A 23,042-nucleotide genomic window follows, 5' to 3' on the forward strand; every position below is an offset into this window, starting at 1 on the left:
CCATGCCAGTGATCACCAACATCGAAGACCTGCGTGTTTTGGCTGAGAAACGCGTGCCGCGCATGTTCTACGACTATGCCGACTCCGGCAGCTGGACCGAGGGCACTTACCGCGCCAATGAAAACGACTTCCACGCCATCCAGCTGCGCCAGCGCGTGGCGGTCAACATGGAAAACCGCAGCACCGCCACCACCATGGTCGGTGTGCCCACCCACATGCCGGTGAGCATCGCCCCGGTGGGCCTGACCGGCATGCAACATGCCGATGGTGAAATCCATGCCGCGCAGGCCGCCAAAAAGTTTGGCATTCCTTTCACCTTATCGACCATGAGCATTTGCTCCATCGAAGACATTGCCCAGCACACCCAAGCACCGTTTTGGTTCCAGCTCTACATGATGCGCGACCGCGATGCCATGGCGCGCATGATCGAGCGCTGCAAAGTGGCGCAGTGCAGCGCCTTGGTGCTCACCCTGGACTTGCAAGTCATTGGCCAGCGCCACAAAGACATCAAAAATGGCTTGAGCGCTCCGCCCAGGCCCACCTTGCGCAACATCCTCAACCTGCTCACCAAGCCACGCTGGTGCATGGGCATGGCGGGCACGTCGCGGCGCAGCTTTGGCAACCTGATTGGCCACGTCAAAAACGTCAGCGACATGAGTTCACTGGCCGCTTGGACCAACGAGCAATTCGACCCGCGCTTGAGCTGGCCCGACATCGAATGGGTGAAAAAACAATGGGGTGGCAAGCTCATCCTCAAAGGCATCATGGACGCTGAAGACGCGCGCTTGGCGGTGCAAAGTGGGGCCGATGCCATTGTGGTGAGCAACCACGGCGGACGCCAACTCGACGGCGCGCCCAGCAGCATCCGTGCCCTGCCCGGCATCGTGGCCGCGGTGGGCTCTGACATCGAAGTGTGGATGGACGGCGGCATTCGCAGCGGCCAAGACGTGCTGAAAGCCTGGGCCTTGGGCGCGCGCGGCACCATGATTGGCCGTGCCATGGTCTACGGCCTGGGCGCCATGGGCGAAGCCGGGGTGACCAAGGCCTTGCAAATCATCCACAAAGAGTTGGATGTGACCATGGCCTTTTGCGGCCACACCAACATCGAAAACGTCAACCGCGATATTTTGTTGCCTGGCACCTACCCCACCTGAAGCGCCAAGCCCAGACTCGGGGAGCTCTGCCATTCGCCGCCATCGCCAGCCGCGCGGTGCTGGCGGGGGTTTCAACTGCTGGGTTTTTTCTCGCTCCAGAGCACGCCGCCAGTGGACCAGTCTGACGGCTTGATGTCAAACAACAACACGTCCACGCTCTCCGGTGAACCTCCCAGGGTTTTGACCGCTGCATCGGTCAAAGCGGCAACCAAGTTGCGCTTTTGCTCGGGCGTGCGGCCTTCAAACAATTCGACACGGATGGTGGGCATGGAAATTCTCCTGTTGAAAAAATAGGTTGCGCCAAGGCCACCGACATGTGGGTCCACACCGTGTCGTCCCAACCCCGGCGTGCAGCCAATGGATAGGCCGCCGCCAAGTCGCAGCGCAAAGTGACTTCTGTCACGGGGTCTGTGTGCATGTCATTCAGCGATGTAGATGGCGCGAAAGTCGTTGACATTGGTGCGGGTCGGGCCGTCGCCCACTTGCTGCCCCAGCGCCTCAAAAAAACCGTGTCCATTATTGCGGTCCAACTCGGCCATGGGGTTCAAGCCCAGTGCGTGGGCACGCGCCATGGTCTGGGGGGTCCAGAACGCACCAGCGATTTCTTCTTGCCCATCCACCCCATCGGTGTCAGCGGCCAAGGCATGGATGCGCGGGTGGCCTTGCGTGGCCACGCCAAAGGACAACAAAAACTCCACATTGCGCCCGCCGCGCCCATCGCCGGTGACGGTGACCGTGGTCTCGCCACCGCTGAGCAACACACAGGGGGCTTGAAAAGCTTGGCCGCGTTCGGCCACTTGCACCGCGATGGCGGCCATCACTTGGCCCACATCGCGGGCCTCGCCCTCGATGGCATCGCTCAGGATGTGCGCGCGCAGGCCGGCTTGCTCCATCAACCGCGCGGCCGCTTCCAGTGCCATTTGCGGCGACGACACGATGTGGACTGTGTTGCGTTGCAAGCGTGGGTCATCGGGCTTGACCGACTCACCTTGCCCCGACTGCAAGCACGCCAAGGCTGCGGGTGGCATGTCAATGCCATAGCGCTGAACAATCGCCAAGGCATCGGCACAGGTGCTGGGGTCACCCACCGTGGGGCCCGAGGCGATGTCAATGGGTTTGTCACCGGGCACATCCGATATCAACAAGCTCACCACTTGCGCGGGGGCACAGGCCGCTGCCAAGCGCCCACCTTTGATGGCCGACAAATGGCGGCGCACGGTGTTGATCTCGCCAATGTTGGCGCCACAGCGCAGCAAGGCGCGGGCAATGGCTTGTTTGTCGGCCAAGCTGATGCCTGGCATGGGCAGCGGCAACAAGGCCGAGCCGCCGCCCGAGATCAAGCACAAAACCACATCATCGGCGCTCAAACCTTGCACCATCTGCAACATGCGTTTGGCGGCCTGCATCCCGGCTTCGTCGGGCACGGGATGGGCGGCTTGCACGATCTCGATGTGTTCGCAATCCACCGCATGCCCATAGCGGGTGACGACCAGTCCACTCACGGGACAAGGCGCATGCAACTCCACCGCACGCGCCATTGCCGCGCTGGCCTTGCCTGCACCCACCACGATCAAACGGCCTTTGGGTTTGACCGGGATGAAGGGCGGCACGCACACCTGCGGCTGGGCCGAGGCCACGGCCGCGTCAAAGGCCTGGCGCAACAAGTCCACCACCGCATCGCTCATTGGGCGCTCCAATTGAAAAGGGGCTTGATGATAGCGGTGGGTCAATGTCGTTTCAGTCGGTCAGAGGGAAGTTGTAGGTGAAGAAAGCTTTTTCACGCGCCCAACCTTGCGCTTCATAAACCGACTGGGCCGTGGCATTGGCCACATTGGTGGTCAATGAAATGCGAACAGCCTGCTCTGCTTTGGCATGTGCCACCGCAGCCTCCAGCAACAAAGACCCCACCCCATGGCGCCGATGGCTGCCGACCACATACAGATCATTCAACAAAAAAGTGCGGGCCATGGACACCGAAGAAAACCCCGGGTAAAGCTGGGTAAAACCGACCGCATCTGCGCCATCGAAGGCCAGAAAAATCACCGATTCATTGTGCTGAAGGCGTTGTTGCAAAAAACGGGTCGCTGAGGCCAAGTCTGAAGCTTGTTCATAAAACTGTCGATACAAATCAAACAGTGGCGTGATCAAACCCAGATCATCGATATGGGCGCGGCGAATTTGAATGCGGTTCATATGGGCTCAGTGACACATTGAGTAACAGCCATGACCTCTGTTTTGGTCATCTGTCGCCGGTCACACAGGATGAATGATGTGCATATCTTAGTATTAACCGTCCAGCGATGCACATCCCGCTGATGTGGGTCAAAAGAAGGCGATCACCCCCGGCCCCACAAGTGGAGCGCCCTCAAGACTCGGGCTGGTGTCGGGGGTGATCTAAAAATAATCACCTGTCTTGTACTTTCATAGATCGGCGGCTCGCCGGATCTCTTGAGCCAAGGCGGTGTCAAGCTTGATGATGAGCTCTCATCAGACCTGCGCTCCAGAAGCCTGGTCAAATGCCCCACTGGGCTATCCTCTTGGGGTGAGCCTGTCCCCAGAGTCCCTGCCCCGGCGCATTGCGCATTTGGACATGGACGCGTTTTACGCGTCGGTGGAGTTGCTGCGCTACCCCCAGCTCAAAGGCCTGCCGGTGGTCATTGGTGGGGGGCGTCGGCGCGAAGACCTCTTAATCGAGCGGCTGCGCACCGAGCGGCCCGAGCGCGATTGGACGGCACAAGACCTGGCCGACATTCCCGTTGATTTTTTTCCGCGCATCAGCGGCTATGTGGGGCGCGGCGTCATCACCACCGCCACCTATGCAGCGCGCCAATTTGGCTTGGGCTCGGCCATGGGGGTGATGAAAGCCGCCAAGCTGTGTCCGGACGCGATTTTGTTGCCGGTGGATTTTGAGCAATACCGGCATTACTCGCGGCAGTTCAAATCCATCATCACCGAGATGGCGCCGCTGATGGAAGACCGGGGCGTGGACGAGGTATACATCGACTTCACCGATGTGCCGGGCGGCCAGCGCGATGGCGGTCGGGCGTTGGCGCGGTTGATCCAAAAAAGCATTTTTCAAGCCACGGGTTTGACCTGCTCGATCGGCGTGGCACCCAACAAGTTGTTGGCCAAAATGGCCAGCGAGTTGAACAAGCCCAATGGCATTTCCATCTTGCACCCGTCAGATTTGGCCACCCACATCTGGCCCCTGCCGTGTCGCAAGATCAATGGCATTGGCCCCAAAGCCGAGGCCAAGCTGCTCGCCCAGGGCATTCGCACCATTGGCGAATTGGCCACGCATGATCTGCCCTGGTTGCAAAGCCACTTTGGCAAGGTTTATGGCGCTTGGCTGTATGCCGCCGCACGCGGCCAAGACGAGCGGCCGGTGCAAACCGAAAGCGAGCCGGTGTCCATGAGCCGCGAAACAACCTTTGAGCGCGACTTGCACGCCACCCACGACCGCACAGAACTCGGTGCCATCTTCACCCGCTTGTGTGAGCAAGTGGCGGCCGACTTGCAGCGCAAAGGCTATGTGGGCAAAACCATTGGCATCAAGCTGCGCTACGACAACTTCAAAAGCGTGACCCGCGACGTCACCTTGGGCCACCACACGGCCGACGCCCAAGAAATCCGCCGCCAGGCCGGTTTGTGCCTCAAGCGGGTGGCGTTGAAACAAAGGTTGCGTTTGCTGGGTGTGCGGGTTGGTTCATTGCTGCGCCAAGAGCAGGCACAGGGCTTGGCTGCAAGCGAGGTTTCATCACCCGCCACCAGCGACATAGATCAGGCCGATTTGTTTGCTCAGCCTGATGTCACAGCCGAACCTGAACCCCCATTGGCCATCTAAAGACCTGTGGGAATGAACCGCGCAGCTTTGCCTGCGCTGCGGCCCTCACCTGAAAAAAATGATGGCAAGGCACAGCCATGGCCCACTCAAAACCGCTTGCCCAACGCAATCAACCATTCGTTGTAGGTGAAGTTGTGCGAGGCCTTATCGCCTTGCGAGCTGGTCAGCACATCGGGCAAGGTCACGTAGCCCATTTTGAACATGCTGCGAAAAAACCAGCTGTCCAAAAAGTCGGCCTCCCAGCCCACCCCACCACCGGCGCTGTAGCCGGCGAGGTGAAACTGGTCGTTGCGCGATCGACCCACCATGTTCAAGGTGACATTGGTCTTGGGATAGACAATGCCTGCCCCCACCAAAGCCACCCAACGCGAGGCAAAAGGCGCCTTCCATTGGGTCACGGGATATTGTTTTTCGTATTCCACAGTCACCACATTCAGGCCATCGGTGTGCTCAAAGTTCAGGTAATTGGTCGACAGCGTGCGGGAGGCACCGGTTTGCGGGTCATTGTTGATGCGCCCAGAAAAAGCCACTGTTTGGTCCGGCGTGACCACGTATTTCATGTGATCAAGGTTGATCGCCCAAGCGGTATCTGGCGAGACCTGGTAGGCCACGCGCAAATTGGTTTGTGGCAAGGTCATGTTGGCCGGGCTGAGAAAGGTTCCGAAAATATTTTCGGTGGTGACATCGGCTTGCATGTCATTGGCCTTCACGCTGCTGAGCGTGAAGTCATGGTCGGCACCCCAAAAGTGGATGTCGCTGTTGGAGTAAGTGGAGCGGTTCCAGCCCCAGTACACCGACCACTTGCGGCTGGCCGACGCCGCAGCCTGCAAGGGGCTGGCGGGTTGGCGTGGTTGAGGTGCAGCCGTCGCCGGGCTGGCCTGGGCCAGTAAAACAGTGTCGACTGCTTGGGCCCTGGCGGGGCCTTGAACCCCACCAGCCAAGACAAACAGCGCGCACCAGGCGGCTGCCCAAGGTGTTTTGGGCAGCATGGTGGTGGCGCGCATCACAGGGTCAGAATCGTGCAACCGGTGGTTTTGCGCGCTTCCAAATCGCGGTGGGCTTGTTGCACCTGCTCCAGGGGATAACGCTGTTCGATATTGATCTTGACCTTGCCACTGGTGACGATGTCAAACAGGTCTTTGGACATGGCCATCGCCCCTTCATGGGTGGCGATGTGGGTGAACAAGGTTTGGCGGGTCACAAACAGCGAGCCCTTGTTGCCCAAGATGCCCGGGGCAAAGGGTGGCACGGGGCCAGAGGCATTGCCAAAGCTGGCCATCAAACCAAAGGGGGACAAGCAATCGAGCGATTTCTCCCAGGTGTCTTTGCCCACCGAGTCATAAACCACTTTGACGCCTTTGCCACCGGTGATGTCTTTCACGCGGGCGGCAAAGTCTTCCGTGGCGTAGTTGATGACATGGGCGGCACCGTTGGCCTTGGCCAGCGCGCACTTGGCATCGCTGCCCGCTGTGCCAATCAGTTGATAGCCCAAGGCTTTGGCCCATTGGCAAGCGATCAGGCCCACGCCACCGGCGGCGGCATGGAACAGCACAAAGTCACCGGCCTGCAAACCACCTTGGGGCAGGGTGCGCTTGAGCAAAAACTGGGCGGTCATGCCTTTGAGCATCATGGCCGCGCCGGTGTCAAAGTCGATCGCATCGGGCAATTTGCACACCACTTTGGCCGGTATCACCCGCACTTCGCAATAGCTGCCCGGGGGCTGGCTGGCATAGGCCGCGCGGTCCCCGACTTGGAGGTGGGTGACGCCAGGGCCCACAGCCTCGACCACGCCAGAAGCTTCCATGCCCAGGTTCAAGGGCATGGGCAAGGGGTACAGACCGGTGCGTTGGTACACGTCGATGAAATTCAGGCCGACCGCTTTGTGGCGGATGCGGATTTCACCCGGGCCAGGGTCACCCACGGTGACATCAACGATTTTGAGGACTTCGGGACCACCGTTTTGGTCAATGCGGACAGCTCTGGTCATGTTTGGGCTCCAATGTTTGTGGTTGTGATGTTTGGGCTGCCTGTCTCCGCCAGTGGGACTCGCAGCGCCCATGCATTATCGGTCTTCCAAGCCACTCAACGACCAATGGGTTAGAGTGCCATTGATATGACCGCTCCCGCTTCACCCCGCCTGACCTTGGGCACCGCCCTGTTGTTGACCATGCCGCCCCTGCTGTGGTCAGCCAATTCGGTGATTGGGCGCATGATCCATCACGAAGTCCCGCCGGTGACACTCAACCTGCTGCGCTGGCTGGTGGCGCTGGTGCTGTTGCTGCCGCTGGCGCACCGCATGCTGCACCCGGACAGCCCGCTGTGGACCCACTGGCGGCGCTATTTGTTCTTGGGCTTGCTGGGCGTGGCTTGTTACAACACCTTTCAATACCTGGCCCTGCGCACCACCACCCCGATCAATGTGACCCTGGTGGCGTCGAGCACGCCGGTGTTCATGCTGGCCATGGGCACCTTGTTTTACGGCCAGCGGGTGCGGCGCGATCAGCTGATCGGTGCGGTGATGTCCATCATCGGCGTGATGCTGGTGATGTGCCGGGGTGATTGGCAACTTCTGGCGCAGGTGCAGTTTGTCGAGGGCGATGTGTTTGTGCTGATCGCCACCGCCGCCTGGGCTTGGTACAGCTGGCAAATCAGCTTGCCCGACCGCGATCCGCCGGAAATTCGCAACCACTGGGCCAACTTTTTGATGGCCCAGGTGGTGATGGGTTTGGTCTGGTCGAGCTTGTTCAGCGCCGCCGAATGGACGCTGACCGATGCCCATATCCATTGGAGTTGGCCGGTGGTGGCCGCCTTGCTGTACATCGGCATTGGCCCGGCGGTGCTGGCCTATCGTTGCTGGGGCTTGGGTGTGCAAAGAGTAGGCCCCAACATCGCCGGATTTTTCGGCAACCTCACCCCGGTGTTTGCCGCCTTGCTCTCCAGCCTGGTGCTGGGCGAGTGGCCACAGTGGTACCACCTGGTGGCCTTTGTCTTGATCGTGGGCGGGATTGTGGTGTCGTCCCAACCGCAAAAACCCAAAACAGAAACGGCCTGAGCCAATCACCCATGAGTGCTGGGGGCTGTGAGGCCCCCGGTTCCCGTCAAGGCTGGTTGGCTCCCATCAAGTAATCACGCTTGCCCACGGGCGCGCCATTCAAGCGCAGCAGGTTGTAGGCGGTGGTGATGTGGAAGTACATATTGGGCAATATCCACATGGTCACGTAGTCTTGTCCACGCATGGTGTGGCTGCCGGTTTTGCCCACCGGAAAGGTGAAGGACTGTTCTTCACGCCCATCGATGGCGCTGGCCGGCACGGTGGCCAACCAGGCCAGGGTTTTGTGGATGCGCGCTTGCAACTCTTCGATGGTGGATTCGCTGTCGTCGTACTTGGGCGCTTCCATGCCAGCCACGCGGGCGACGCCGTTTTTCACCACATCGCAAGCGATGAAAATTTGGTTTTTGAACGGCAGCATGTCGGGCGCGAAGCGCTCGGTGATGTGCACGTTGACATCAAAGCCCCGGGACTGCGCATCGGCGCGGGCTTTGTCGAGCAAATGGCTCAAATGGCCCAGCATGGCCGAGCACACGGGCAAGCAGGCTTGGGACAAAGAAATGGTCATGGGGTTCTCCTGAATCAAAATCAAAACGCGCCGGGGTAGGCACCACCGTCGATCAAAATATTTTGACCGGTGATGTAACTGGCTTGCTGGCTGCACAAAAAGGCACAGGTTTCGCCAAACTCTTGGGACGTGCCAAAGCGCTGTGCCGGAATGGTTTTGCGCCGCGCCTCGCTCACCTCTTCGACCGACTTGCCGGCTTTGGTGGCGATGGTTTTTTGGTTGCTGCGCAAGCGGTCGGTGTCAAACGCACCGGGCAGCAAGTTGTTGATGGTCACATTGCGCCCGGCCAACTGGCTGCTGCGCGAAGTGCCCGCCACAAAGCCGGTCAAGCCACTGCGGGCGCCATTGGACAGGCCCAAGATGTCGATGGGTGACTTGACCGCGCTGGAGGTGATGTTGACCACCCGGCCAAAACCACGCGCAGCCATGCCGTCCACGGTGGCGCGGATCAGCTCGATGGGGGTGAGCATGTTGGCGTCCACCGCCTTGATCCACGCGTCGCGGTCCCAATCGCGAAAGTCACCCGGTGGTGGGCCACCCGCGTTGGTGACCACGATGTCAAAGTTTTTGCCCGGCCCGCCGGCGACGCCCCAAATCGCTTCGCGACCGGCTTCGGTGGTGATGTCTTGCGCCACCACCAAGATTTGTGTGCCGTGGCTGCGCAAAGCCTTGGCGGCCTCTTGCAAGGCATCAGCGCCGCGCGCCACCATGACCACGTTCACACCCTCTTGGGCCAGGGCCTGCGCACAACCAAAACCCAGGCCTTTGCTGGCGCCACCCACCAAAGCCCATTTGCCTTTGATTCCTAAATCCATCATCGATCTCCTAGTTTGCTCACCATATACACACCGCCCAGCACCAACAAAGTGCCCATGCCGGTCCAGGCATTGAACGGCTCATCCAACAACCACACGCCCAGGGCAATCGTGGCCATGGGCCCAATCATGCCAGCTTGCGACGTCAAGGCCGCGCCAATGCGCTCAATGGCCATCATGATCAAGACCAAAGGCACCACAGTGCACAAAGTGGCATTGACCAGGGACAGCCAAAAAACTTCGGTGGGCACCCACAGGGCCGACATGGGGCGCATCCATAAAAATTGCAGGGCGCAACACACGCTGGCCACGCTCGAAGCCAAGCCGACCAAGCGCATGGCCCCAATGCGCTGCACCAATTGGCCGCTCATGACCAGGTAAATCGCATAGGTGACGGCACTGACAAACACCAAGGTGCTGCCCAAGATCGCATCTTGTCCACCCAAACTGAGCTCATGGCCAAACACCAACACCACGCCGCTGTAGCTGATGGCCATGGCCAAAGCGCGCCAACGGCTGATGCGCCGTCGGTACAACACCCAACCCAGCAACAAAACGATGGTGGGGTTGAGGTACAAAATCAGCCGCTCCAAGCTGGCGCTGATGTACTGCAGCCCCAAAAAATCGAGATAGCTGGAAAAGTAATAACCGATGAAACCCAGCACAAAGATAGAGCCGGCGTCGCGGCGGGTGATGGGGTTGGCCCGGGCATGGTCTTGGCGCGAGGACCACCACACCAACAAGATGAAAAACGGCAGCGCCAGCACCATGCGGTACATGATCAGAGTGACCGCATCCACCCCATGGCGATAAGCCAGTTTGACAATGATGGCCTTGCCGCTGAAGGCAATGGCGCCAATCAACGCCAGCAACAAGCCGCTGGCCAAAGAGGGGTTGAGGGAGGGCGCCGGACTGCTCATGAAAGGCGCCTATCCTAAGTGAATCAGCACCGGCGCTGAACCGCGTCGCTTCACACGCCCCGCGCCATCAATCCCCGCACGTCACAGGGCTTGCAAATGGGGCATCACTTCTGAAGCAAACAGGGCTTGGTTGCGCCGCGTCAACTCGTTGTTCAAGGTGCCAAATTGCAGCATGGCAACAAAGTTTCCGAGTTGGGTTTGCTCGCGGACCTTTTCAATTTGGGCCAACACCGTTTTGGGCGTGCCCACCAGCGCCGTGCCCAACTCCATCAAGCGCTCCAGGGTTTGACGCGGCGCGTTGCCCGGGCCAAAACCACCGCGGCCAATGGCTTTTTTGGTGGCAATGATTTTCTTCAAAGACTGTGCCGAGGTGTACCCGGGTGGCAACAGCATCTCGGGCGGCAACGTCAAAAAGTCATTGAACAAGGCCTCTACCGCCACACGCGCTTCGTTTTGCGCTTGCTCTTCGGTCTCAGCCACATACACCGGCGCGGCCCAGCCCAGTTGGCCTGGGTCGGCCTCGTAGCCGTATTGGCTGCACTGATCACGGTAAGCGGTGAGGTTGCGCACCACCGCTTCGCGGGCAGAAAAAGTCACCAAAAAGGGGTAGCGCCGGCTCGGGTGGGCCGCCCATTCAATGGTTTCGATCGAGCCTTGCGAGGGCACCCAAACGGGCGGGTGGGGTTGCTGGTAAACGCGTGGCCACAGGTTGACGTAGTTGAGGTTGTAATGCTCTCCTTCCCAAGGGAAAGGGCCTGGGGTGGTCCAGGCTTTGACGATCAAGTCGTGCGCCTCGTGAAAGCGTTCGTGCGAGTAAAAAGGGTTGATCGCCGTGCTGTGGTATTCGGCACCGATGCCGCGCACAAAGCCCGCGATGATGCGCCCGCGCGACATGTTGTCGAGCATGGCGAACTCTTCGGCGATGTGAATCGGGTTGCCCACCAGGGGCAAGGCGCGACCCAAAATCGCAATGCGGATGCGCTTGGTGCGCTGGATCAAGGCGCTGGCGATCAGGTTGGGCGCGGGCATCAGCCCATAAGCGGTTTGGTGATGCTCGTTGACACACACACCATCAAAGCCCAGGGTTTCCGATTCGGCCAGCATGTCGATGTAGCTCTCGTATTCCTGCGCGCCCAACTCGGGGTCGTAAAAGGTGTTGGGCAACACCACCCAAGCTGAGCGGTGTTGTTTGGATGCCGGAATGTCCATCGGACGGTAGGGCATCAGGGTGAAGTTGAGGATTTTCATGCGGCGGTTTTGGCAATGAATTGGTGAATCAGCGCCGCGGTTTCGGCGGGCTTTTCGTTGATGGGGGAATGTCCGCAATCGGGCACGATGTGCAATGCACTGGCGGGCAACTGTTGGTGCCAATGTTGGGCATAGGCGAGCGGGAACAAACCATCGTGGTCGCCCCAGATCACCTGGGTGGGCACTTGGATGCGGTGCAACCACTTTTGCAAATCGGGGTTGAACAAGCGCGGGTGCCAGGCCAGCTTGGCAAAGCTGAACTTGTTGCGCACCAAGATATCGGCCTCTTCCTCGCTGGGTTGGGCGGCCAAGCGCGCTGCGCGCAGGTCGGGGTCAAACACCAAGTGGCGCGCGGTTTCCTCGTCGTTCCAAATGAAAATATCGCCCATGGGTGTGCCCGGCACCCGCAAGCCCGCGCTGGCCATCAAGGTCAGGCTGCGCACATGGCGGCTGTTGCGCACCGCGATCTCGGCGGCCAGCCAGCCACCTATGGAGTGGCCCACCACATCAAATCCTTCGGCAGGGGCCAACTGGTCCAAAAAGTCCAGGTAGAACATGGCCAGGTCAGGCATGTGCTTGATCCACGCTGGGTCGTCCGATTGGCCAAAGCCCGGGTGATCTGGCGCCCAGACCTGGGCGCCCTGGGCCAGTTGTTCAAAGAAGGGGCTCCACCCCGTCACGCCACCGGCACCGTGCAAAAACAAGATCGGGCGCCCTTGCCCACCTTGGCGCAGGTGAACTTTCACACCAGACACCTGGCAAAAACGGTTTTCGACATTCATCATCAAATTTCCACAGAGGGTTGTATGGGCACACCTTCAGGCATCACGCCCGAGCAGGGCCAGGCTTCATTCGGGTGCAGCCTTCACTTTGGCCTCGCGCACCACCCGGCCCCAGCGCACCAGGTCCGAGCGCATGATGTCGGTAAAAGATTCGGGGGTGGCCACGGTGGGTTCGAAATTCATGCCCCGCAATTTGTCGCCAATCTCAGCGCTTTGCACCGCAGCGGCCACCTCAAGGCTGAGCATTTGCACGATCTCGCGGGGCGTTCCAGCAGGCGCCAAAATGCCAAACCACGGGTAGGCATCAAAGGCCGGAAACCCAGCTTCGGCAATGGTGGGCAGCTGCGGCTGGCTGGGCAAACGCTGCAAAGACGCCGCAGCCAGCAAACGCACCTTGCCATTTTTGGCATGCGGCAAGGAGTTGCTGATCATGTTAAAAAAGATGGGCACCTGACCCGACACTGCGTCGGCCAAGGCGGGGGAGCATCCCCGGTAGGGCACATGGACCATGTCGATGCGCGCCGATAGGTTGAGCATCTCACCGGCCAAATGCAAGGGTGTGCCGTGTCCACAAGAGGAAAAGCTGTATTTGCCAGGGTTGGCCCGCACCAAGGCGATCAATTCACCAATGGTGTTGGCCGGTACCGATGGGTTCACGCCCACCACGATCGAGGTGCGGCCGATCAAACCAATCGGCGCAAAGTCTTTCATCACATCGTAATTGGAGGCACCCGCAAAACTCGCACCCACGGTGAGTTGGTCATTGGTCACCAACAGCGTGTAGCCATTGGCTGGCGACTTGGCCACAAAATCGGCAGCCACACTGCCGCCGCCACCGCCTTTGTTTTCCACCACGAAGGCCTGACCCAAACGGTCGCTCAGACGTTGGGCCATCATCCGGCCCAAGATGTCGGTGCCGCCACCAGGGGCTGCGGCGACCACCAAACGAACAGCGCGATTGGGATAGGCCGTTTGGGCTTGCGCCGCGCCCAGCAGGCACCATGCGGTGACCGCGATCAAGCATTGACCAAGTGCAAAGAATTTCACATCAACCCCCGAATTGAAAACGGGTCAATTTATCACCCGCAGGGTGCGCACGACAGTCGGGCTAACCCCTTGTCGCACAGGCGGCAGATGTGGTGCTGGCAGCGCTCAAAACCCGGCGGCCAAGCCGTCGCGGCGCGGGTCGCTGGCCACCACATAGCCTTCTACTTTGGGGTCACCGGCGCGCCAAATGAACTGGCCAGCGCCAAAGTCTTGGTAGCTGTCGTTGATCACATCGACATGGTGGCCCAGGTCTTTGAGGCCTTGCACCGTTTGCGGGTTCATGCTGGATTCGACATTGATTTCCAAACCCTGGTTGAAGCGCCAGCGCGGCGCGTCGCAGGCGGCTTGGGGGTTTTGTTGGTAGTCGAGCATGCGCACCACGGTTTGCATATGGCCTTGGGGTTGCATATTGCCGCCCATCACGCCAAAGCTCATCACCGGCTGACCATCTTGTGTCAAAAAGGCCGGGATGATGGTGTGAAACGGGCGCTTGCCCGGTGCGACCAAATTGGCTTGGTTCGGTGTGTCGGTGGACACGGTGAAGCCATGGCCGCGGTTTTGCAAGCTGATGCCGTAGGTGGGCTCGACGCAACCCGAGCCAAAGCCCATGTAATTGCTTTGGATGAAGCTGACCATCATGCCGTTTTCGTCGGCCGCGGTGAGGTAAATCGTGCCGCCCTTGACCGGGTTGCCCGCGCCAAAAGCCTGGGCGCGCTTCATGTCGATCAGCTTGGCGCGCTGGGCCAGGTAGGCGTTGTCCAGCATTTGCTCGGTGCTGACCTCCATGCCTTGGCGCTCGGCGACAAAACGGTACACATCCGCAAAAGCCAATTTCATGGCTTCAATTTGCAGGTGCTGCGACGCCACACCATCGACGGGCAGGCTGGCCAGATCGAAGTTTTCCAAAATGCCCAAAGCAATTTGGGCGGCGATGCCTTGGCCATTGGGCGGGATTTCATGCAAGGTGTGCTGGCGGTAATTTTTCGCCAAGGGCGTGACCCACTCGGGCTTGAACTGGGCAAAGTCGCTCACCTGGTGGCTGCCGCCGTTGTCAGCTGAAAAGCGCGCCAGGGCTTGGGCAATTTCGCCACCGTAAAACGCCTGGCCCTTGGTTTGCGCGATCAAACGCAAGCCGCGCGCTGCCGCTGGAAATTTGAACAACTCACCCACCTTGGGGGCACGGCCCCAGGGCAAAAAGCTTTGGGCAAATCCGGGCAAAGATTGCAACTCAGGGGTGGCGGCTTCCCACTTTTGCTGCACCACCACGGGCAACAAATAACCGCGTTCAGCGATCTCGATGGCCGGTTGCAACAAATCCTCAAACGGCAACTTGCCAAAACGCTCGCTCAAGGCGACCCAGGCCGACACCGCACCAGGGATGGTGACCGAATCCATGCCGCGCTTGGGCGGCGTGGTGGCCGATGCGCCATATTTAGACTGAAAGTAGCCCGGTGTCCAGGCCTGGGGCGCAGAGCCTGAGGCATTGAGGCCATGCAGCTGCTGACCATCCCACAAAATACAAAAAGCATCCGAGCCCAAACCATTGCTCACCGGCTCGGTGATGGTCAGGGCGGCAGCAGCGGAGATGGCGGCGTCAACGGCATTGCCACCTTGCCACAAGATGCGCAAACCCGCCTGAGCGGCCAAAGGGTGCGAGGTGGACACCACATTGCGCGCAAACACAGGCAAACGGGTCGATGTGTAGGGGGTTTGGTAATTGAAGTTCATGCGCAGATGATAGCGAAGGCCTGCGCTGGAGCCCCAAAAAAAACGGCACCCGAAGGTGCCGCAGATGACAGGCACTGGGCCAACGGCCCAGCGGCACAGGTCACTCCTCGACAAAGGCCTCTTTGCGCTTGGCCTTGACCGATGGCAAGAGCACGATGATGAGCAACACCAAAGCGGCGGCCAACAAGGAACCCGACAGCGGGCGGGTGACGAACACCGACCAGTCGCCGCGCGAGAGCAACAAGGCACGGCGCAGGTTTTCCTCCATCATGGGGCCCAAGATAAAGCCCAACAACAAAGGCGCAGGCTCGCAGCCCAGTTTCATGAAGATGTAGCCCACAAAGCCAAACAGCGCCACCAACCAGATGTCGAAGGTGTTGTTGTTGGTCGAATACACGCCGATGGCGCAAAACAACACAATGGCGGGGAACAGCAGGCGATACGGCACCGACAACAGCTTGATCCACATGCCAATCAAGGGCAGGTTCAAGATCACCAGCATCAAGTTGCCAATCCACATCGAGGCAATCAAGCCCCAAAACAACTCGGGGTTGCTGGTCATCACCTGGGGGCCAGGCTGGATGTTGTGGATGGTCATGGCACCCACCATCAGCGCCATCACCGCATTGGGCGGGATGCCCAAGGTCAGCAAGGGGATGAAGGAGGTTTGCGCACCGGCGTTGTTGGCCGACTCGGGAGACGCCACGCCACGGATATTGCCCTGACCGAAAGGCACTTCACCAGGCCTGAGTTGGGTTTTCTTTTCAATGGTGTAGGCGGCAAACGCGGCCAACAAGGCGCCGCCACCCGGCAAGACGCCGAGGATGGAGCCCAAAGCCGTGCCACGCAAAATGGCGGGGATCATCAATTTGATGTCCGTCAAGGTGGGGAACAAGCCTTGCACTTTGGCGGTGTAAACCTGGCGGTCTTCTTCGGGTTGCGACAGGTTGGAGATGATTTCGCCATACCCAAACACGCCCATGGCAATCACCACAAAACCCACCCCGTCGGTCAGCTCGGGGATATCAAAGCTGAAGCGCGCCACACCGGAGTTCACGTCGGTGCCCACCAATCCCATCAACAAGCCCAAAACGATCATGGCAATCGCCTTGATCAAAGAGCCAGACGCCAGCACCACGGCACCGATCAGGCCCAGCACCATCAGCGAGAAGTATTCGGCAGGGCCAAACTTGAAGGCCAACTCCGTCAAAGGGGCAGCAAAGGCGGCCAAGATCAAGGTGCCCACAGAACCGGCAAAGAACGAGCCCAAGCCCGCAGCGGCCAGCGCCGGCCCCGCTCGGCCTTTTCGGGCCATTTGGTAGCCATCGATCATGGTCACCACCGAGGACGACTCTCCCGGTAGATTGACCAAAATGGCCGTGGTGGAGCCACCGTATTGCGCGCCGTAGTAAATACCGGCCAACATGATCAATGCCGACACCGGCGGCAAAGCGTAGGTGGCGGGCAACAACATGGCGATGGTGGCGACCGGGCCAATGCCGGGCAACACGCCAATCAAGGTACCCAAAATGCAACCAATCAGGCAGTACATCAGGTTGATGGGGGTGAAAGCCACCCCAAAACCAGTGGCCAGGTTTGCGATTAAATCCATGCTCTGTCTCTCCTTAACCGGTGATGAACTTTGGCCAAACCGGAATTTGCAGTTTGAGCAAGACAATGAAGGCCATGTAGCTGCCCACGCTGAGCACAGAAGCCAATAAGAGCACATCGCGCCAACGGAACTCATTGCCCGCTTTGCTGCAAATGATGGTGAGGGCAAAAATCCCCACGATCAAACCCATGTGGGGCAAGCCAATGCTGGGCAAGCCGCCCAACAAGACGCCAAAGGCCAGATTGCCGCCCAGGATGTAGATGATGGGGCGCCATCCAAAGCGGCCCACTTTTTCGCCATCGGCGGTTTCCACGACCAAAGAGGTGAAGCAGATGATGGCGCCAAAAACCGCCAACATCACACCCAACAACAAGGGGAAATACCCCGGGCCCATGCGCGCGCCCGTGCCGATGGAATATTTGGTTGCACCCCATGCGAAAGCGGCACCGACCACCAAAAACATGAGGCCTGAGAAAAAGTCTTTCTGACTTTTGATGTTCACGAATGATCTCCTCGATGAAACAAAACTGGCCGATTGTGTGCAGGTTATGGTGCTGCGTCTATGTGGGTTTCACCTATTACCCTGGATTTTTGTATACGATTTGACCGCTTCGCCGCCCCCTCGCCGAAAGGATCACGCCCGAGGCGCCCTCAAAAACCATCAATCCCCATGTGACATGGTGGCGGGCGCGAGCACCCGCAACCACTTGGACGCGGGCAAACCCCAGTGTTGCTCGATGTGTAGCGAGCGCGACAGCAAAGCATCTGGTTCAGGCACCGCGCGGGTGCGTTGGGCCATGACCACGGTATTGCCTTCCCGCGTGGGCTTGAACGCCCACACCGCATCTGCGCCAAACACGGCGCTGATTTTTTCCAGGCTGCGCGCATAGCTGTGGCTGCGCCCAAACAGGTTCACCACCATGCAACCGCTGGGCGTGAGCAATTGGCGGCAATCGGCATAAAAAGCCTCGCTGTCGAGCACCGGTGCAGCGGCTTCATGGTCATACAAATCAACATGCAAAACGTCCACCTGGGCCCGCCAATGGCTGTGCGCGGCCACTTCGGCGGCGTCGCCCAACACCACTTGCAAGCGCTCGCTGTCGGGTGGCAGTTTGAACCACAAACGACACGCCGCCACCACCTGGGGGTTGATTTCAATCGCCGTGGTGTGCATGCCCAGTTTTTTGGCGCAAAACTTGGTCAAGGTGCCCGCCCCCAATCCCAGTTGCATGGCCTTGAGGTGGACCACCTCTTCAGGCGGCACCCACAATAACCAACCCATCATGCGCTGCACATAATCCAGGTGGATGTCAAAGGGCCGGTCGGGCCACATCGAGCCCTGAACCCAATCGGTGCCCAGGTGCAAATAGCGCACTGAGCCATGGTCAGAAAAATTCACCGTGGGCAAACCGGTGCTGGCACTGCGTTTGATGCGGGACATGGGGGACGACCTCATTCTTGGGCGGCTTCAATGACAAACCGAACCCGGTTTTGGCCTTGCCAGGCATCGGTCTCGACGCGGTAGGCCAAGGTGGCGCGCGCAGCCAAAGGCTGGACACGGCCAAACCAAATGGCGTCGACCATCTCGCCTTGGTGGCGCAAGCGCAGGGACAAATGCTTTTCAGCCACCAAGCGCTGGCTCACCACCTCCAACTCCTCACAAAACGTGGGGGCGGCAAAACCTTGGCCCCAAACCTCGCTGTTGAGTTGCTCGACCAACTCCACGCGCCGGTATTCGGGCAGCAAAGGGCCATCGGTTTCCAAGCGGCGCTGCAGGGTGGCCTCGTCCAACCACTCCTGGGCCACCTGTTGCAGGGCCGACTCAAACACATCGATGTGATCGGCATGGATGGTGCACCCGGCGGCCATGGCATGGCCCCCAAAGCGCAGCAGCACACCCGGGTGGCGTTTGGAGATCAAGTCCAGGGCATCGCGCAAATGAAACCCGGGCAAGGAACGGCCAGAGCCCTTGAGCTCTTCGCCCTTGCCATCGGCTTGGCTGGCGGCAAACACAAATGTGGGGCGGTGCCATTGGTCTTTGATGCGGGCCGCGACAATGCCCACCACGCCCTCATGGAAGTCGGGGTCAAACAAGCACAGCGCGCTGGGCGGTTCGTCAAAGCCGTCAAGCATGGACTGGGCCAGCAACAAGGCTTGTTCGCGCATGCCGCCTTCGATGTCGCGGCGCTCGCGGTTGATCTGGTCCAGCGCTTGGGCGCATTGGGTGGCGTGCGACACATCATCGGTTTGCAAGCATTCAATCCCCAGGCGCATATCGGCCAAACGGCCTGCGGCGTTGATGCGCGGGCCCAAAGCAAAGCCAAAGTCTTGCGCGCTGGCGCGCTCGGGGTGGCGCCCTGCGGCGACAAACAAGGCGGCCATGCCGGCGGGCATTTGCCCTTTGCGGATGCGCTTCAACCCTTGGGTGACCAGGCGCCGGTTGTTCGCGTCCAAGCGCACCACATCGGCCACCGTGCCCAAAGCCACCAGGGGCAACAAGCTGTCCAAGCGCGGCTGCGTGGCTTGACCGGGCGCGTCCCACACGCCGCGGCGACGCTGCTCGGCGCGCAAGGCCAACAGCACATAAAACATCACGCCCACACCGGCCAGGTTTTTGCTGGGGAAGGTGCAGCCGGGTTGATTGGGGTTGACGGTCACATCGGCCTCGGGCAATTCGGGGCCGGGCAAATGGTGGTCGGTGACCAAGACCTGCAAGCCCAAAGCGCGCGCCCGCGCCACACCTTGCACGCTGGCGATGCCGTTGTCCACCGTGATCAACACGTCGGCACCTTGGGCTTTGACGCGCTCAGAGATGGGCGGGGTCAGGCCGTAGCCATCCACCACCCGGTCGGGCACCACAAAGTCCACCCGTTGGGCGCCCAGCATGCGCAAACCGCGCAAGGCCACGGCGCAGGCGGTGGCCCCATCGCAGTCGTAATCGGCCACGATGCACAAGGCGGCTTGGCGCGCAATGGCATCGGCCAACAACACGGCGGCCTCTTGAACGCCTTTGAGATTTTGCAGCGGCAACAGGTGTGCCAGGTCGGGGTCGAGGTCTTGCGGCCCATGCACGCCACGGGCCGCGAACAAGCGCGCCAACAAGGGATGCACGCCGGCTTGCTCCAGCGCCCATAGGCTGCGCGGGGGGATATCGCGTTGAGTGAATTTCATCGGTCCAACAAAGCCTGTTGCAAAGTGGGGGCCCGCCAAGCGCGCCACCAGGGCGGCCAAACAGAGGCCTCGGATTGGACCACGCAGGCATGGCGCGTGCCGCACAACACCAGTTGAGCGAGAGGCGCATTCGCCAAGGGCGCCAGCAGTTGGGCGTCCAGCGCATGCCAAGCTTCAACCCAAGCCGCCACATGGCGCATTTGGGCGGCTTGGTGCAAGCGCTGCACCGCTGGGTGCTGCCAGGCTGGGTGGGGCCACATGCCGTCGCCATTCACGGACTGCGTCACTGGGGTGCCATGGGACGGCGACATGGCTGCGGTCTTGTCACCCGCATGGGCGGCAGGGGCCAAGTGGCCACCCCGAACATGGGCAGCGGCCAAATCCCCAGTGCCACTGATCCAAAAAGAGTTGATGGCTGGGTTGCGCGATTCATTGCAGGCATGGGTGTAGAACAACATCTGCATTTCGTTTTGCAAGCGGCGCAAGTGCTGGGCGGCTTCGCTGGGCTGGCTGATGCCGGCACCGGCCCACCAATCCTCGACCGCATGGCCCACCACGCGGTCCAGGCTGGCGGTGGGTAAGCCACGAAACAATTCGGAGGCCGCCAACCACCGGCCTGGGCCATCGGGGTGCAACTGGATGCCGTCTTGTTCGCAATAGGTTTGCATGGCCAGGCGCAAGTCATCACTTTCGGCGTCGGTCACGCCCAAACGCGCTGGCGACGCCATGGTGATCTGGCCTTGGGCCACATGCCAATGGCACAGGGTGAACACCGCCCAGGCTTTTTCGCCCGCGGTGTCCAAGCCCAAGGCCTGGGCGCGCATGGCTGCCCAAGGCAACAAACCGTCTGTGGGCGTCCAACCCCAGGCTTGGGCTTGGGCCCATTCATGCACCGTGCTCAAGCGCTGGGCGGGGTGCTCGGGGCTGCGCTGCACCCGCGAGCGCGCCAGCAAAGCCGACAAGTGGGGCAATCGCATCCCGGCCAAGGCCTGGACAAAAGCACTGTCCTCGGGGTCCACCAGGGCAGAGGGAATCACGATGGCATGGGGCGTTGGCACAGGGCGCATTGTGCAAGATGACACAATCCACACCCATGTCGCGCCCCAACCCCTCATTCATTCCGTACGAGCTGGTGCTGGGTTGGCGCTACACCCGCGCCGGGCGCGCCACCCGGCGCAATGGGTTTATTTCATTCATCTCTGGGGTGTCGATGCTGGGCATCTCCTTGGGGGTGGCCGCGCTCATCATCGTATTGAGCGTGATGAACGGCTTTCAAAAAGAGGTGCGCGACCGCATGCTGGGGGTGGTGTCGCACATCGAGGTGTACGCCCCCGATGGCGGCGCCCTGCCCGATGCGGCGGCCACCTTGGCCCAGGCCTTGAAACACCCCGATGTGGTGGCCGGCGCACCGTTTGTGGCGGCCCAAGCTTTGATCGCCCGTGGCGAAGACATGAAAGGCGCTGTGGTGCGCGGCATCGATCCGGCGCTGGACGGCGCGGTCACCGACCTGAGCCTGCAGCTCAGCCCCGCGGTGCGCGAACAACTGCAAGCCGGTCGCTTTGGGGTGGTGCTGGGCAGCGAGTTGGCGCGCAGCCTGGGGGTGCGGGTGGGCGAGCCAGTGACGGTGATCGCGCCGGGCGGACAAATCACCCCTGCAGGGGTTTTGCCCCGGTTGAAACAAATGCAAGTGGTGGGCGTGTTTGATTCTGGCCACTATGAATACGATGCCAACATGGCCTTGTTGCACCTGGCCGATGCCCAAACCTTGTTTCGACTGGAAGGGCCCAGCGGCGTGCGCTTGAAGCTGCGCGATTTGCACCGCGCGCGCCAAGTCGCCGACGAGTTGATGCCCATGCTCCCCGGCCTGTGGGTGCGCGACTGGACGCGGCAAAACCGCACCTGGTTTGCCGCGGTGCAGGTGGAAAAGCGCATGATGTTCATCATCCTCACCCTGATCGTGGCGGTGGCCGCTTTCAATTTGGTCAGCACCTTGGTGATGCTGGTCACCGACAAACGCGCCGACATCGCCATCTTGCGCACCTTGGGTGCCAGCCCGGGCAGCATCATGTCGATCTTCATGGTGCAAGGAGCGCTGATCGGGGTGATCGGCACCTTGCTCGGCTTGGGTCTGGGCCTGGGCGTGGCCTATAACATCGATGTGATCGTGCCCGCGATTGAAAACGCCTTGGGCGCGAGTTTTTTGCCGCGCGATATTTACCTCATCAGCCGCATGCCCAGCGACCCGCAAAGCGCCGACATCTGGCCGATAGCGCTGATCTCGCTGGCGCTGTCTTTTGTGGCCACCGTCTACCCCAGCTGGCGCGCCAGCCGCATCCAACCCGCTGAGGCTTTGCGCTATGAATGAGCGCACCCCCATGCAGCCCGTGATCCAAGCGCTGGGTTTGGGCAAGCGCTTTCACCAAGGCCCTTTGGACGTGACGGTGCTGCGCGATGTCCACTTGCAAGTGCAAGCGGGCGACACAGTGGCCATCGTGGGGGCGTCGGGCTCGGGCAAAAGCACCTTGCTGCATTTGTTGGGGGGGTTGGACACCCCCAGCCAGGGCAGTGTCCATTTGATGGGCCAGGCCTTGGCGAACCTGGATGCAGCGGCCATGGGGAGGCTGCGCAATGCGCACCTGGGGTTTGTCTATCAGTTTCACCACCTGCTGCCCGAGTTCAGCGCCTTGGACAACGTGGCCATGCCGCTGTGGATTCGGCGCATGGACCGCCACCAAGCTGCCGAACAAGCCCGGCAGTTGTTGGCCCAAGTGGGTTTGGCCGAGCGCGCCGAGCACCGCCCGGCAGAGTTGTCTGGCGGTGAGCGCCAACGCGTGGCCCTGGCCCGCGCCATGGTGACGCGCCCGGCCTGCATCTTGGCCGACGAACCCACCGGCAACTTAGACCAGCACACGGCCGATGGTGTTTTTGGCTTGCTGCTGGAACTGGCCCAGGTGCACGGCAGCGCGGTGGTGGTGGTGACCCATGACCTGCGACTGGCACAACGCTGTGCGCGGCAATTGGCTTTGGTGGCGGGTCAACTCAGCGGTTGATGCCCAAAAGCTTTGCCGAGGCCAGATGTCCTGGGCCGGTGCAATTGAATGACT

Annotated in this window: 22 protein-coding genes; 5 read left to right on the top strand and 17 right to left on the bottom strand. The window is 60.6% G+C overall.

The window, feature by feature from the left end; genetic code table 11:
* The first annotated feature begins 2 nt into the window (after window positions 1-2).
* Window positions 3-1,154, top strand: a complete 1,152-nt coding sequence (locus tag AC8GFZ_RS15400) for an alpha-hydroxy acid oxidase (protein ID WP_506645796.1) — start codon at window positions 3-5, stop codon at window positions 1,152-1,154.
* A 71-nt stretch (window positions 1,155-1,225) separates the two neighbouring features.
* On the opposite strand, the gene AC8GFZ_RS15405 is transcribed toward AC8GFZ_RS15400, so the two are convergent.
* From AC8GFZ_RS15405 to AC8GFZ_RS15415, 3 genes are all read right to left on the bottom strand, one after another.
* Window positions 1,226-1,429 (bottom strand): 4-oxalocrotonate tautomerase, encoded by a 204-nt coding sequence (locus AC8GFZ_RS15405; RefSeq protein WP_506645870.1) that lies wholly within the window; start codon window positions 1,427-1,429, stop codon window positions 1,226-1,228.
* A 144-nt stretch (window positions 1,430-1,573) separates the two neighbouring features.
* A complete protein-coding gene (locus AC8GFZ_RS15410; RefSeq protein WP_506645797.1) occupies window positions 1,574-2,839 on the bottom strand; it encodes a glycerate kinase type-2 family protein in 1,266 nt (421 codons plus the stop codon).
* A 52-nt stretch (window positions 2,840-2,891) separates the two neighbouring features.
* Window positions 2,892-3,347 carry a GNAT family N-acetyltransferase gene (locus tag AC8GFZ_RS15415; RefSeq protein WP_506645798.1) on the bottom strand — a complete coding sequence of 152 codons (456 nt, stop codon included), beginning with the start codon at window positions 3,345-3,347 and terminating at the stop codon, window positions 2,892-2,894.
* Between the two features lie 397 nt (window positions 3,348-3,744).
* On the opposite strand from AC8GFZ_RS15415, the gene dinB reads away from it, so the two are divergent.
* A complete protein-coding gene (gene dinB / locus AC8GFZ_RS15420) occupies window positions 3,745-4,998 on the top strand; it encodes a DNA polymerase IV (protein WP_506645871.1) in 1,254 nt (417 codons plus the stop codon).
* 86 nt (window positions 4,999-5,084) lie between these two features.
* Here dinB and AC8GFZ_RS15425 read toward each other — a convergent pair whose 3' ends face one another.
* Together AC8GFZ_RS15425 and AC8GFZ_RS15430 are read right to left on the bottom strand one after the other, a co-directional pair.
* Entirely contained in the window at window positions 5,085-6,002 is a 918-nt protein-coding gene (locus AC8GFZ_RS15425) for a hypothetical protein (RefSeq protein ID WP_506645799.1), read from the bottom strand.
* Window positions 6,002-6,985: a quinone oxidoreductase family protein gene (locus AC8GFZ_RS15430; protein ID WP_506645800.1), complete on the bottom strand. Its 984-nt coding sequence runs from the start codon at window positions 6,983-6,985 to the stop codon at window positions 6,002-6,004. The genes AC8GFZ_RS15425 and AC8GFZ_RS15430 overlap by 1 nt, the downstream gene beginning before the upstream one ends.
* 126 nt (window positions 6,986-7,111) lie before the next feature.
* Between AC8GFZ_RS15430 and AC8GFZ_RS15435 the strand changes: the two genes are divergently transcribed.
* Entirely contained in the window at window positions 7,112-8,050 is a 939-nt protein-coding gene (locus AC8GFZ_RS15435; RefSeq protein WP_506645801.1) for a DMT family transporter, read from the top strand.
* Window positions 8,051-8,096: 46 nt separating this feature from the next.
* On the opposite strand, the gene AC8GFZ_RS15440 is transcribed toward AC8GFZ_RS15435, so the two are convergent.
* From AC8GFZ_RS15440 to AC8GFZ_RS15495, 12 genes are all read right to left on the bottom strand, one after another.
* Window positions 8,097-8,615: a DUF1993 domain-containing protein gene (locus AC8GFZ_RS15440; RefSeq protein WP_506645802.1), complete on the bottom strand. Its 519-nt coding sequence runs from the start codon at window positions 8,613-8,615 to the stop codon at window positions 8,097-8,099.
* 20 nt (window positions 8,616-8,635) lie between these two features.
* Entirely contained in the window at window positions 8,636-9,430 is a 795-nt protein-coding gene (locus AC8GFZ_RS15445) for an SDR family oxidoreductase (protein ID WP_506645803.1), read from the bottom strand.
* The gene (locus tag AC8GFZ_RS15450) at window positions 9,430-10,350 is read right to left on the bottom strand and encodes a DMT family transporter (protein ID WP_506645804.1); all 921 of its coding nucleotides are present in this window, start codon (window positions 10,348-10,350) and stop codon (window positions 9,430-9,432) included. Before AC8GFZ_RS15450 ends, AC8GFZ_RS15445 begins: the two co-directional genes overlap by 1 nt.
* An 81-nt stretch (window positions 10,351-10,431) precedes the next feature.
* Window positions 10,432-11,598: an LLM class flavin-dependent oxidoreductase gene (locus tag AC8GFZ_RS15455; RefSeq protein ID WP_506645805.1), complete on the bottom strand. Its 1,167-nt coding sequence runs from the start codon at window positions 11,596-11,598 to the stop codon at window positions 10,432-10,434.
* Window positions 11,595-12,380: an alpha/beta fold hydrolase gene (locus AC8GFZ_RS15460; protein ID WP_506645806.1), complete on the bottom strand. Its 786-nt coding sequence runs from the start codon at window positions 12,378-12,380 to the stop codon at window positions 11,595-11,597. The genes AC8GFZ_RS15455 and AC8GFZ_RS15460 overlap by 4 nt, the downstream gene beginning before the upstream one ends.
* A gap of 66 nt (window positions 12,381-12,446) precedes the next feature.
* Window positions 12,447-13,427 carry a tripartite tricarboxylate transporter substrate binding protein gene (locus AC8GFZ_RS15465; protein WP_506645807.1) on the bottom strand — a complete coding sequence of 327 codons (981 nt, stop codon included), beginning with the start codon at window positions 13,425-13,427 and terminating at the stop codon, window positions 12,447-12,449.
* Between the two features lie 105 nt (window positions 13,428-13,532).
* Window positions 13,533-15,155 carry a gamma-glutamyltransferase family protein gene (locus tag AC8GFZ_RS15470; protein WP_506645808.1) on the bottom strand — a complete coding sequence of 541 codons (1,623 nt, stop codon included), beginning with the start codon at window positions 15,153-15,155 and terminating at the stop codon, window positions 13,533-13,535.
* Window positions 15,156-15,255: 100 nt separating this feature from the next.
* Window positions 15,256-16,767, bottom strand: a complete 1,512-nt coding sequence (locus tag AC8GFZ_RS15475) for a tripartite tricarboxylate transporter permease (protein WP_506645809.1) — start codon at window positions 16,765-16,767, stop codon at window positions 15,256-15,258.
* Window positions 16,768-16,780: 13 nt separating this feature from the next.
* A complete protein-coding gene (locus AC8GFZ_RS15480) occupies window positions 16,781-17,269 on the bottom strand; it encodes a tripartite tricarboxylate transporter TctB family protein (protein WP_506645810.1) in 489 nt (162 codons plus the stop codon).
* Window positions 17,270-17,428: 159 nt separating this feature from the next.
* On the bottom strand, window positions 17,429-18,208 hold the full coding sequence (locus tag AC8GFZ_RS15485) for a class I SAM-dependent methyltransferase (RefSeq protein ID WP_506645811.1): 780 nt from the start codon (window positions 18,206-18,208) through the stop codon (window positions 17,429-17,431).
* Window positions 18,209-18,219: 11 nt separating this feature from the next.
* The gene (gene recJ, locus AC8GFZ_RS15490) at window positions 18,220-19,938 is read right to left on the bottom strand and encodes a single-stranded-DNA-specific exonuclease RecJ (protein WP_506645812.1); all 1,719 of its coding nucleotides are present in this window, start codon (window positions 19,936-19,938) and stop codon (window positions 18,220-18,222) included.
* Window positions 19,935-21,005 (bottom strand): hypothetical protein, encoded by a 1,071-nt coding sequence (locus AC8GFZ_RS15495; protein WP_506645813.1) that lies wholly within the window; start codon window positions 21,003-21,005, stop codon window positions 19,935-19,937. Before AC8GFZ_RS15495 ends, recJ begins: the two co-directional genes overlap by 4 nt.
* Before the next feature lie 26 nt (window positions 21,006-21,031).
* Here AC8GFZ_RS15495 and AC8GFZ_RS15500 point away from each other — a divergent pair, with 26 nt between their 5' ends.
* Together AC8GFZ_RS15500 and AC8GFZ_RS15505 are read left to right on the top strand one after the other, a co-directional pair.
* Window positions 21,032-22,303: a lipoprotein-releasing ABC transporter permease subunit gene (locus AC8GFZ_RS15500; protein WP_506645814.1), complete on the top strand. Its 1,272-nt coding sequence runs from the start codon at window positions 21,032-21,034 to the stop codon at window positions 22,301-22,303.
* Window positions 22,296-22,988, top strand: coding sequence for an ABC transporter ATP-binding protein (locus AC8GFZ_RS15505; RefSeq protein WP_506645815.1), 693 nt, complete (start codon window positions 22,296-22,298; stop codon window positions 22,986-22,988). The genes AC8GFZ_RS15500 and AC8GFZ_RS15505 overlap by 8 nt, the downstream gene beginning before the upstream one ends.
* Window positions 22,989-23,042: the final 54 nt, after the last annotated feature.

The organism is Limnohabitans rimovensis (SeqCode) (assembly GCF_965234775.1).
Classification (GTDB): domain Bacteria; phylum Pseudomonadota; class Gammaproteobacteria; order Burkholderiales; family Burkholderiaceae_C; genus Limnohabitans; species Limnohabitans rimovensis.

What these genes read in the sequence shown, in the direction of transcription:
- AC8GFZ_RS15400 (WP_506645796.1), top strand. Translation starts at nt 3, where the DNA reads ATGCCAGTGATCACCAACATCGAAGACCTGCGTGTTTTGGCTGAGAAA.
- AC8GFZ_RS15410 (WP_506645797.1), bottom strand. Translation starts at nt 2,839, where the DNA reads ATGAGCGATGCGGTGGTGGACTTGTTGCGCCAGGCCTTTGACGCGGCC.
- AC8GFZ_RS15415 (WP_506645798.1), bottom strand. Translation starts at nt 3,347, where the DNA reads ATGAACCGCATTCAAATTCGCCGCGCCCATATCGATGATCTGGGTTTG.
- dinB (WP_506645871.1), top strand. Translation starts at nt 3,745, where the DNA reads ATGGACGCGTTTTACGCGTCGGTGGAGTTGCTGCGCTACCCCCAGCTC.
- AC8GFZ_RS15425 (WP_506645799.1), bottom strand. Translation starts at nt 6,002, where the DNA reads ATGCGCGCCACCACCATGCTGCCCAAAACACCTTGGGCAGCCGCCTGG.
- AC8GFZ_RS15430 (WP_506645800.1), bottom strand. Translation starts at nt 6,985, where the DNA reads ATGACCAGAGCTGTCCGCATTGACCAAAACGGTGGTCCCGAAGTCCTC.
- AC8GFZ_RS15435 (WP_506645801.1), top strand. Translation starts at nt 7,112, where the DNA reads ATGACCGCTCCCGCTTCACCCCGCCTGACCTTGGGCACCGCCCTGTTG.
- AC8GFZ_RS15440 (WP_506645802.1), bottom strand. Translation starts at nt 8,615, where the DNA reads ATGACCATTTCTTTGTCCCAAGCCTGCTTGCCCGTGTGCTCGGCCATG.
- AC8GFZ_RS15445 (WP_506645803.1), bottom strand. Translation starts at nt 9,430, where the DNA reads ATGGATTTAGGAATCAAAGGCAAATGGGCTTTGGTGGGTGGCGCCAGC.
- AC8GFZ_RS15450 (WP_506645804.1), bottom strand. Translation starts at nt 10,350, where the DNA reads ATGAGCAGTCCGGCGCCCTCCCTCAACCCCTCTTTGGCCAGCGGCTTG.
- AC8GFZ_RS15455 (WP_506645805.1), bottom strand. Translation starts at nt 11,598, where the DNA reads ATGAAAATCCTCAACTTCACCCTGATGCCCTACCGTCCGATGGACATT.
- AC8GFZ_RS15460 (WP_506645806.1), bottom strand. Translation starts at nt 12,380, where the DNA reads ATGAATGTCGAAAACCGTTTTTGCCAGGTGTCTGGTGTGAAAGTTCAC.
- AC8GFZ_RS15470 (WP_506645808.1), bottom strand. Translation starts at nt 15,155, where the DNA reads ATGAACTTCAATTACCAAACCCCCTACACATCGACCCGTTTGCCTGTG.
- AC8GFZ_RS15475 (WP_506645809.1), bottom strand. Translation starts at nt 16,767, where the DNA reads ATGGATTTAATCGCAAACCTGGCCACTGGTTTTGGGGTGGCTTTCACC.
- AC8GFZ_RS15485 (WP_506645811.1), bottom strand. Translation starts at nt 18,208, where the DNA reads ATGTCCCGCATCAAACGCAGTGCCAGCACCGGTTTGCCCACGGTGAAT.
- recJ (WP_506645812.1), bottom strand. Translation starts at nt 19,938, where the DNA reads ATGAAATTCACTCAACGCGATATCCCCCCGCGCAGCCTATGGGCGCTG.
- AC8GFZ_RS15495 (WP_506645813.1), bottom strand. Translation starts at nt 21,005, where the DNA reads ATGCGCCCTGTGCCAACGCCCCATGCCATCGTGATTCCCTCTGCCCTG.
- AC8GFZ_RS15500 (WP_506645814.1), top strand. Translation starts at nt 21,032, where the DNA reads ATGTCGCGCCCCAACCCCTCATTCATTCCGTACGAGCTGGTGCTGGGT.
- AC8GFZ_RS15505 (WP_506645815.1), top strand. Translation starts at nt 22,296, where the DNA reads ATGAATGAGCGCACCCCCATGCAGCCCGTGATCCAAGCGCTGGGTTTG.